General features: G+C 54.1%; 7 protein-coding genes and 1 pseudogene. 4 read left to right on the top strand and 4 right to left on the bottom strand.

What is annotated here, in order from left to right; translation table 11 throughout:
* Together ABJ205_RS07630 and ABJ205_RS07625 are read left to right on the top strand one after the other, a co-directional pair.
* Window positions 1–512 (top strand): annotated as a pseudogene (locus ABJ205_RS07630) (serine hydrolase); the annotation flags it as partial.
* A gap of 122 nt (window positions 513–634) precedes the next feature.
* The gene (locus tag ABJ205_RS07625; RefSeq protein WP_348159657.1) at window positions 635–1,498 is read left to right on the top strand and encodes a MoxR family ATPase; all 864 of its coding nucleotides are present in this window, start codon (window positions 635–637) and stop codon (window positions 1,496–1,498) included.
* A 35-nt stretch (window positions 1,499–1,533) separates the two neighbouring features.
* Here ABJ205_RS07625 and ABJ205_RS07620 read toward each other — a convergent pair whose 3' ends face one another.
* A complete protein-coding gene (locus tag ABJ205_RS07620; RefSeq protein ID WP_348159659.1) occupies window positions 1,534–2,961 on the bottom strand; it encodes a methyl-accepting chemotaxis protein in 1,428 nt (475 codons plus the stop codon).
* Between the two features lie 170 nt (window positions 2,962–3,131).
* Between ABJ205_RS07620 and ABJ205_RS07615 the strand changes: the two genes are divergently transcribed.
* On the top strand, window positions 3,132–4,316 hold the full coding sequence (locus ABJ205_RS07615; protein ID WP_348159661.1) for a VWA domain-containing protein: 1,185 nt from the start codon (window positions 3,132–3,134) through the stop codon (window positions 4,314–4,316).
* A 16-nt stretch (window positions 4,317–4,332) separates the two neighbouring features.
* On the opposite strand, the gene ABJ205_RS07610 is transcribed toward ABJ205_RS07615, so the two are convergent.
* The 3 genes from ABJ205_RS07610 to ABJ205_RS07600 all read right to left on the bottom strand — a co-directional run bounded on the left by ABJ205_RS07610 (window position 4,333) and on the right by ABJ205_RS07600 (window position 7,100).
* A complete protein-coding gene (locus ABJ205_RS07610) occupies window positions 4,333–5,172 on the bottom strand; it encodes a hypothetical protein (RefSeq protein WP_348159662.1) in 840 nt (279 codons plus the stop codon).
* A complete protein-coding gene (locus ABJ205_RS07605) occupies window positions 5,169–6,404 on the bottom strand; it encodes a DUF1343 domain-containing protein (RefSeq protein ID WP_348159664.1) in 1,236 nt (411 codons plus the stop codon). The genes ABJ205_RS07610 and ABJ205_RS07605 overlap by 4 nt, the downstream gene beginning before the upstream one ends.
* A gap of 177 nt (window positions 6,405–6,581) precedes the next feature.
* Window positions 6,582–7,100, bottom strand: a complete 519-nt coding sequence (locus ABJ205_RS07600) for a hypothetical protein (protein WP_348510036.1) — start codon at window positions 7,098–7,100, stop codon at window positions 6,582–6,584.
* A 121-nt stretch (window positions 7,101–7,221) separates the two neighbouring features.
* Here ABJ205_RS07600 and tyrS point away from each other — a divergent pair, with 121 nt between their 5' ends.
* Window positions 7,222–8,448, top strand: coding sequence for a tyrosine--tRNA ligase (tyrS, locus tag ABJ205_RS07595; protein ID WP_348510035.1), 1,227 nt, complete (start codon window positions 7,222–7,224; stop codon window positions 8,446–8,448).
* The last annotated feature ends 4 nt before the right edge of the window (window positions 8,449–8,452 follow it).

Below are 8,452 nucleotides of genomic sequence, written 5' to 3'. Positions count from 1 at the left end.
CCGGGCACAGCGCGCCGGAACTCAGTGCGCCTTTCTTAAAAACGCGCGAGATGTTCTTGCTCAAAGCAGGGCCAGAGGGACGGCTCAACGCGTATTTGCGCGGCGATGAAGAAGTAAAGCGCCAGATCCTCGATGGGATAGAGGATATCACCTTGCCCAATGGGCGGGTCGAGGCGGCCTTTTCCGGCGCACCCATCGCATTGGATGTAGAATGGTTTGCCAGCGCAAACGATATTGTGAACTTGATGCGATATATGCTCACAACCGCTGATCCAGAAGCGTTTGAGATCATGGCAATCAACCCTTCAATGTCTGCGGACATAAAGGCGAAATGGGCATACGCTGGCTATAAAGGCGGCTCTGAGCCCGGCGTTCTCAATCTAAGCTGGCTTCTTCAAGATACCAGCGGACGCGCCCATGCGCTTATCTTGAGCTGGCGCGATGATGATTTGCGGTTTGATCCAAGCGCTCTTGATCTCATCGCCCAGCGGTTTCTCAGGATTACGCCCTAACCGTTTTGTCTAGCCGTGACTGCCACCTCTCTCTTTTTCAAACATCCGCGCAAGCCCTCTTGCACACCGTCCCATGCATCCGTATCGGATAGGCAAAGAAAATACGTTTTGAAGGAAAACTCATGAGCGACAACTCCGGCCAACGCTTTGAAGGCACCAGCAATTACATCGCAACTGATGATCTGAAAATTGCAGTGGATGCCGCCGTGACCCTTCGTCGTCCTCTTCTGGTGAAGGGTGAACCGGGCACTGGTAAAACGGTCCTAGCCCATGAAATTTCCAAAGCTCTTGGCGCGCCAATGATCGAATGGAACATCAAATCCAGCACCAAGGCGCAGCAAGGGCTGTATGAATACGACGCCGTTGCGCGTCTTCGTGATGGTCAATTGGGTGATGAACGCGTTCACGACATCAGCAATTACATCAAAAAAGGTAAGCTGTGGGAAGCATTCACCAGCAAGCATCTGCCTGTGCTTCTGATCGACGAAATCGATAAAGCGGACATCGAATTCCCGAACGATCTTTTGCAAGAGCTCGACCGGATGAGCTTTGATGTCTACGAAACGCAGGAACGTATCGAGGCGCAGGATCGCCCCATCGTCGTCATCACTTCAAACAATGAAAAGGAGCTGCCCGACGCGTTCCTTCGCCGCTGCTTCTTCCACTACATCAAGTTTCCAGACCGCGACACGATGTCTTCGATCATCGACGTTCACTTCCCCGGCATTCAAAAAACGCTGGTGAAAAAGGCGATGGATATCTTTTATGAGCTGCGCGAAGTTCCCGGCCTGAAGAAGAAACCTTCGACTAGCGAGCTGCTCGATTGGCTTAAGCTTCTCCTCAACGAAGATATGCCGTTGGATGTTCTCCAAGACGCCAACCCCAACAGCGCGATCCCACCGCTTCACGGCGCTCTTCTTAAGAACGAGCAAGATGTGATGCTGTTTGAACGCCTCGCCTTTATGGCGCGACGCAACCCGAGCTAAATCTCGGCGGCGCGCGCCGATCAGGTCATGCCAAGTCAGGCTCGACCATAATCTTCGTCTGTGCCATCCAAAATATAGGCGAATTTGAGGTCGCCCCACCGCTCGCCATTGATGCGGATGGGAACATAAACGCTGCGCACGACGTAATACTGTTCCCCTGGCCCCGGCTGCCGGAACACCGCAAGCCGATAGGGCGCTTCGCTTTGGCTGGCGACCTTATCGGCGCGGTCCATGATAATCAGGCCGTTGCGGACATATTGCTGATCATGATCAAAATCGCCGGTCGGCTTTTGCGAGAAACGATCGATATGCGTAGGCATAAACCCGTTTGGATCCGCGCACACGGTCGCCACAGCCTCGTCAACGCTGTCCGTCGAACGGTTGATCACGGGCTTCCACACGCGATCAGCGAAAGAAGTCAAACCGTTGGTGAACCGTTCAGGGTTTGACCCCTCGATCGGCTTGTATTGCTTGTCAAACACTGCTCGCTGAGAAATCTCTCCGCGACGGATGGCGTCTTCAGTCATGTCGATAATTTCTTGCGCTGCATCCATCGCATGCTGCGCCATGGCTTCGTCGCGGGGCGAAAGGCCGGCTTGAACAAGGCCATCGAACATATCGTTGGCGATGCTTTCAAGGCCGACGGCTTCGCCTTGCGCGTTCGACAATTTGTGCTCGTTTTCGCGTGTCACCCGGTCATAACGCTCCAATACGTCCTGCACGGCGTGGACGTGGCCGCTGATCGTCCCGGTTGAGCGAGCGATGACATCGTTCTGCTTATCAACCTCTTCGACAAGACCGCTCACATTTGTCATTGTTTCTTCGATCTGGGCAACCGATGCCTTCGCTTCGCCGCTTGCGTGGCTACCCGCTTCAATTTTGCCGATGAAGGTGTTGGCTTCTTCATCGAGCGAGGCAATCGTATGCGTGATCTCTTCGGTCGCTTTGCGTGTGTCATTCGCAAGGCTCTTTACTTCATCAGCAACCACAGCAAATGTTCGCCCAGCGTCCCCTGCTCGCATCGCTTCAATCGTCGCATTGAGGGCCAAAATATTGGTTGTCTCTGCGATATCATCGATATCCTTTGCGCTGCGACGAACCTGCTCCATCGCGGCAGCAAAGGTTGTTACATGCTCCGCAAGCGTATCAACCATTTCAAGCAAGCCGTTGATTTGACCCAATGAGGAATGGATCAAATCCGAACCTTCGTTAAGCCGTTCAATCGCCCGCTCTGAAAGCAACCGCGCTTCATCGCTCGCATCCGATACTTTCGCCTGATCCGCTTCGAGCTCTGCAACGGTTCCTTGCAATGCCTCATGTTCAGCGCGCAAGACTTCGGAAGATGCAATCACCGCTTCGACCACGCCTGCGACCTGACTGCATCCCACCGTTACTGCGCCGCAGTTTTCTGGAATGGCTTCAAGCGCCGCCCCGTTTGCCGGTTCTATTGCAATTGGTTTCATTAGTCTGCGACCCTGTCCTCAGACGCCTAGTTAGCGGCGTGTCTTGCAAGCGATGTCTAACTAAGTTTGGTTAGCGAAACTTTAAAACTGGACAGAGCTGCGAAGATTTGGAGCCGGTTATGCGTCTTTCGGGCTAGCATCACGGCGTACGTGCAGCTACACTCGCACGCATGTTTTTCAATTTCATGGACGAGCTGCGCGAAGCGGGCATTGGCGCAAGTTTCAAAGAACATCTGACGCTGCTTGAGGCGTTAGACAAAGACGTGATCGAGCAGACGCCAGAGGCTTTTTATTACCTCAGCCGCGCGACTTTCGTAAAAGACGAAGGGATGCTCGACCGGTTTGATCAGGTGTTCCACAAGGTCTTCAAAGGCATCATGTCCGATTATGGGCAAAATCCGGTCGATGTGCCGGAGGATTGGCTCAAAGCGGTGGCTGAGAAATTCCTCACCGAAGAAGAAATGGCCGAGATGGAAAAGATCGGCGATTGGGATGAGCTGATGGAAAAACTCAAAGAACGCCTCGCTGAGCAGGAAAAGCGCCACGAAGGCGGTAACAAATGGATTGGCACAGGGGGCACCTCGCCCTTCGGCAGTTCAGGCTACAACCCGGAAGGCGTGCGTATTGGCGGCGAAAGCAAGCACAAGAAAGCCGTCAAAGTCTGGGAAAAACGTGAGTTTAAAAACCTCGACAACACCAAAGAATTGGGCACCCGCAACATTAAGATGGCTTTGCGCCGTCTTCGCCGTTTTGCCCGTGAAGGCGCGCAGGATCAGCTTGACCTGGATGCGACAATTGATGGCACGGCGAAACAAGGCTTTCTCGACATTCATATGCGAGCAGAGCGCCGTAATGCGGTGAAATTGCTCTTGTTTCTTGATGTTGGCGGTTCGATGGATCCCTTCATCAAACTGTGCGAAGAATTGTTCAGTGCTGCCACTACTGAGTTCAAAAACCTAGAGTTTTTCTATTTCCATAACTGCCTTTATGAAGGCGTGTGGAAAGACAATAAACGCCGCTGGCAGGAGCGGGAGAAGACCTGGGATATCCTCCACAAATACGGCCACGATTATAAAGTCATCTTCGTGGGCGATGCGGCGATGAGCCCCTATGAAATCACCCACGCAGGCGGCAGTGTCGAGCACATGAACGAAGAAGCCGGGGTGACATGGATGAAACGTGTGACCGACACCTATCCCGCGACGGTCTGGCTAAACCCCGTGCCCGAAAAACAATGGGGCTATTCGCAGTCCACCAAGATGCTCAAGGAGCTCGTGAACGACCGCATGTATGGGCTGACCTTAGAAGGGCTGGATGATGCGATGCGCGAGCTTAGCCGGAAACAGGGGCATTGATCTGGAGTAATGGTTGCTACCGTTGTCTTAGCCTGTAAGGAAACACCACTCGAAAGCGGACGCCGCGTGCATCGCTTCCATCAGCGAGCGTCGCGTTTGCTTTCGTCTTAAGCATTGCCTCGCGAAATGTTGGTTCGAAGTAACGCAGATCCTCAGGTGGGTCTGAGTTTACTTCATCACAAATTATCGAAAGATCACCTTGAATTTGGCAATGAGCCTCTAAGTTAGCTTGGCGATCTTCACGTAGTGCACGGATTGGGTAATTCTCTATCACCTCCCGGAAGGTTCTTGCTCTCTCTCTCAACGCTGAAACCTCTACGATCTTGCCAGCTGCGAGATCAACATCCGGGACCGTTATCGCTGGAACATTGAGGTCAAACTCCACCTGCCGATAAAGTGCCCACTTTTTCTCCTCTGCATCTGTTCCTGACCAGCGTTTCAGCAATCGTAGTCGTGGGATCTCTGGCCAGTTCTCGTAAGATATTGTTACGGCGTTGAAGGCTTGCGCAGCAGCGGAACCGGGCGAGGCTACCGGTTCGCAATGTGGCAACTGGACCAACCCGTTGGGTGGTACACGACATCTAACTCTCAAACTAATGGGCTCAGTTACACCGCCTGCACCTCCAAACACATGGTATACCTGAGAGTTATACAAGTAGAGCCGGTTGATAGTGAGGTCGGGCAAGCTAAAGCGCTGGATGTAAGAAACACGTCCCAGCCAATCAGTCCCTTCTTTGACTATCTCAGGCTCATTTTCGACAGGGGTAGGCTGAGCAAAGGATGCGGATGCCATCGAGAGCAAAACCGCGCTAAAGACAGCCGAGCGCTGGATATGATTTGATGCGCTGATTTTCATTTCGTTCTCTCTCGATAGATTAAATGCGGCTTCGCAGCCTGAACCCAAGCCGCCTCATCCACTGACGCCAGCGCATCCAGATCATCGGGCACCGCCGCCGGATCATCCACCCACTCGCGCAAAGACGGCCCACCGTTAATCACATCAATCGCGAGGACGTCATTCGTGTATTCATACTTGAAATCCTTGCCCCGCCACAATTCATAGTCCGGATAAAGCCGCCGGATTGCCTTGAACGCCAGTGCCTGCATCCTCCACGGTTTGAACGCATCGTGGTCATACCCCGGCCCTTCGGCGTGGAGCATGATAGCATTGCACAGCTGCCCTGCGTGTTTGTGAAACGTCGGTTCAAACCAGCAATCGCGCATCGTCACACCTTCGCACCAATCGGGCGCTAGGCTTTGCATTTCGCGCATCACCGCTTTTGCATCAATGTCTGGCGCTCCGAACAGCACCTCCAAAGGCCGGGTGGTCCCCCTGCCCTCGCTCACGGTCGCGCCTTCGATCATCACTGTGCCAGCGTAACAGCGCGCCATATTCAGGCTCGCGGCATTGGGCGACGGATTCACCCAGATGCGGTCCTCAGGCCAGCCATAACCGCTCGCGATCGCGTTCCCGCCTGCATTCGGGTTCCACCCTTCCATCGCCACCACCTTGTAAGCCACATCAAGGTCGAAGTGATCAATGAACCAGTGCCCCATCTCGCCCATCGTCAAACCGTGGCGCATCGGCATAGGGGCAGCGCCCACAAAACTCTCATGTCCTGGCAACAGCATCGTGCCTTCAACCGGGCGCCCCGCAGGGTTAGGGCGGTCCAAGACCCACACCTCTTTTCCCAGCTTCTGCGCCTCTTCGAGCAGGTAGAGGAGCGTTGTGACAAATGTGTATATCCGGCAGCCTAGGTCCTGAAGGTCATACAAGAACACATCGGCGGTGCTCATCATCTGACCGGTGGGCCTGCGCACCTCGCCGTAAAGCGAGAACACCGAGATGCCATAATCCGGATCCATCTCATCGGCCGTCTCGACCATATTGTCCTGCTTGTCGCCCTTAAGACCATGTTGCGGGCCAAAGGCGGCGGTCACATTCACGCCTGCTGCGATCAAGGCATCAAGCGAATGGGTCAAATCCTCGGTCACGCTTGCCGGATGAGCGATTAATGCGACACGGCGGCCCTCCAACTGAGCGAGCAGTTCAGGGCTGGCGATAAGGCGATCGATGCCAAATTTCACTGATGAGGTCATATGCGATGAATTGGCGCAGTGCCGCAGCAAACGCAATGATGATTGCGAAGCTTGGTAACATCAAGTTTTGCAGACAGCACGTCTGACGCTCAATCCGGACGTTTTGGCAACCACCGCCACAAATGGTTTGCCGCTGGCAATAGAATTGCAGGCGATATGAAACGCCTATTCCCCGCCAAGAACCCATTGGCGGCAGGCCTCAGAATGAAACTCGGCTTTGCCCGGACCAAAGGCGAGCGCCCAGAATTGCAAGGCGCCGTCCTCGTGCTCGACAATAGCATTAAGTGCAATTTGCGCAGGTGTAGGCAATTGCGATGCAATGCTGGCCACCAATTCCAACTCCCCCACCCCATCGCTCGAATTTTGGATCACGCTCAGGGAAATTGCATCCACCGGCGCATCACGCATACCTTCGCGGAAAGCGTCAAAATCATACGCAGCCCAGCGTCCAGATGGTGAAAGGTTGAACTCGCGGTAGTAGGCAACGCCTATAGGCTGCCAGAAAATCTCAAAACAGGTGGTCTTCCACAAATCATCAGTGCGGATCGACGGAGCCGCTTCTGGAAGTTTGATCTGATCCACACCGCCTTCAAGCTTGAAGCGGGCCTCGCACCCAACATCTGTGTCTTTCACTTCTGCGGTGACGCAACGAATGGGGCCAAGGTCACAGGAGCTGTGGAGCATCAAAGGTTTCATACGCTCCCCTATCGGCAGTCGGGGCAAGCTTAGCAAGTGGCTTTCCCCAACGTGCCGCAACCGCGCAAAGCTCTAGCCCGCGTAAGCCCACGCTGTTAAGCGGCCCCTCATGACTTACGAATCTGATCTGTTACGCCTTCTCGAAGAACGCGGCCATTTGCACCAAATAACCGACCCGGGCGCACTGGATTCGCGGGCCGCAAAGCAGGTCATCACCGGCTATGTGGGCTTTGATCCGACCGCATCATCGCTACACATCGGAAACCTTGCCTCGATCATGCTTTTGAAGCGGCTGCAGCAGGCAGGGCACCGCCCAATTGTCATTTTGGGCGGCGGTACGGCCAAGGTGGGCGATCCATCGGGCAAGGATGAAACCCGCCAGCTGATGACAGACGAACGGCTTGCCGGGAATATTGCCGGTATCAAAGGCAGCTTTGAACGCATCCTCGATTTTAACGATAGTGATACCGGAGCGCTGCTCATCAACAATGACGATTGGTTGAGTAAGCTTGGCTATGTCGAAATGCTGCGCGATGTCGGCCCGCACTTTACGATCAATCGGATGCTGACATTCGATTCGGTTAAAACCCGCCTCGACCGCGAGCAGCCATTAAGCTTCCTCGAATTCAACTACATGATCATGCAGGCTTATGACTACCTCGTGCTAGCGCGCGACTATGATTGCCAATTGCAATTGGGCGGGTCCGATCAATGGGGCAATATCGTCAACGGGATTGAGCTCAACCGGCGTATTGATGCACGCGAGGTTTACGGGGTCACTGCGCCGCTTATCACTCGCGCGGATGGCACAAAGATGGGTAAATCGGTCGATGGTGCCATCTGGCTCAATGAAGATGCGCTTCCCGCCTATGACTTCTGGCAATATTGGCGCAACACAGACGACCGTGACGTGGGTAAGTTCCTGCGCCTTTTCACCGATCTATCATTGGAAGAGATCGTTCGGTTGGAAGCTCTGGAAGGAGCTGAAATCAATGACGCGAAGGCCCTGCTTGCCAATGAGGTAACCGCGATGGTGCGCGGGTTGGATGCCGCGAAAGGTGCAGAAGCCACCGCCCGCGAAACGTTTGTCGGCGGCGGAGCAGGCGAGGATTTGCCAAGTTTTGCGACGGGATCTGGCGGCGTGCGGCTTTTAGAAGTCCTGACCGGAATTGGTTTCACCGCGTCCAACAAAGAAGCCAAACGCAAGATTGCCGAAGGCGCAGTCAAAATCGACGGCGATGTGATTTTGGACGCTGGATATGTGGTGCATCCAAGCGGCGAACAACCGTTAAAGCTTAGCCTTGGAAAAAAGAAGCATGGCCTCATTACTGTTTAGGTCC

This window comes from Erythrobacter sp., from assembly GCF_039988855.1.
GTDB lineage: Bacteria > Pseudomonadota > Alphaproteobacteria > Sphingomonadales > Sphingomonadaceae > Erythrobacter.
Note: the sequence above shows the minus strand (reverse complement) of the source record. Positions and strands in the feature narration are given on the sequence as shown.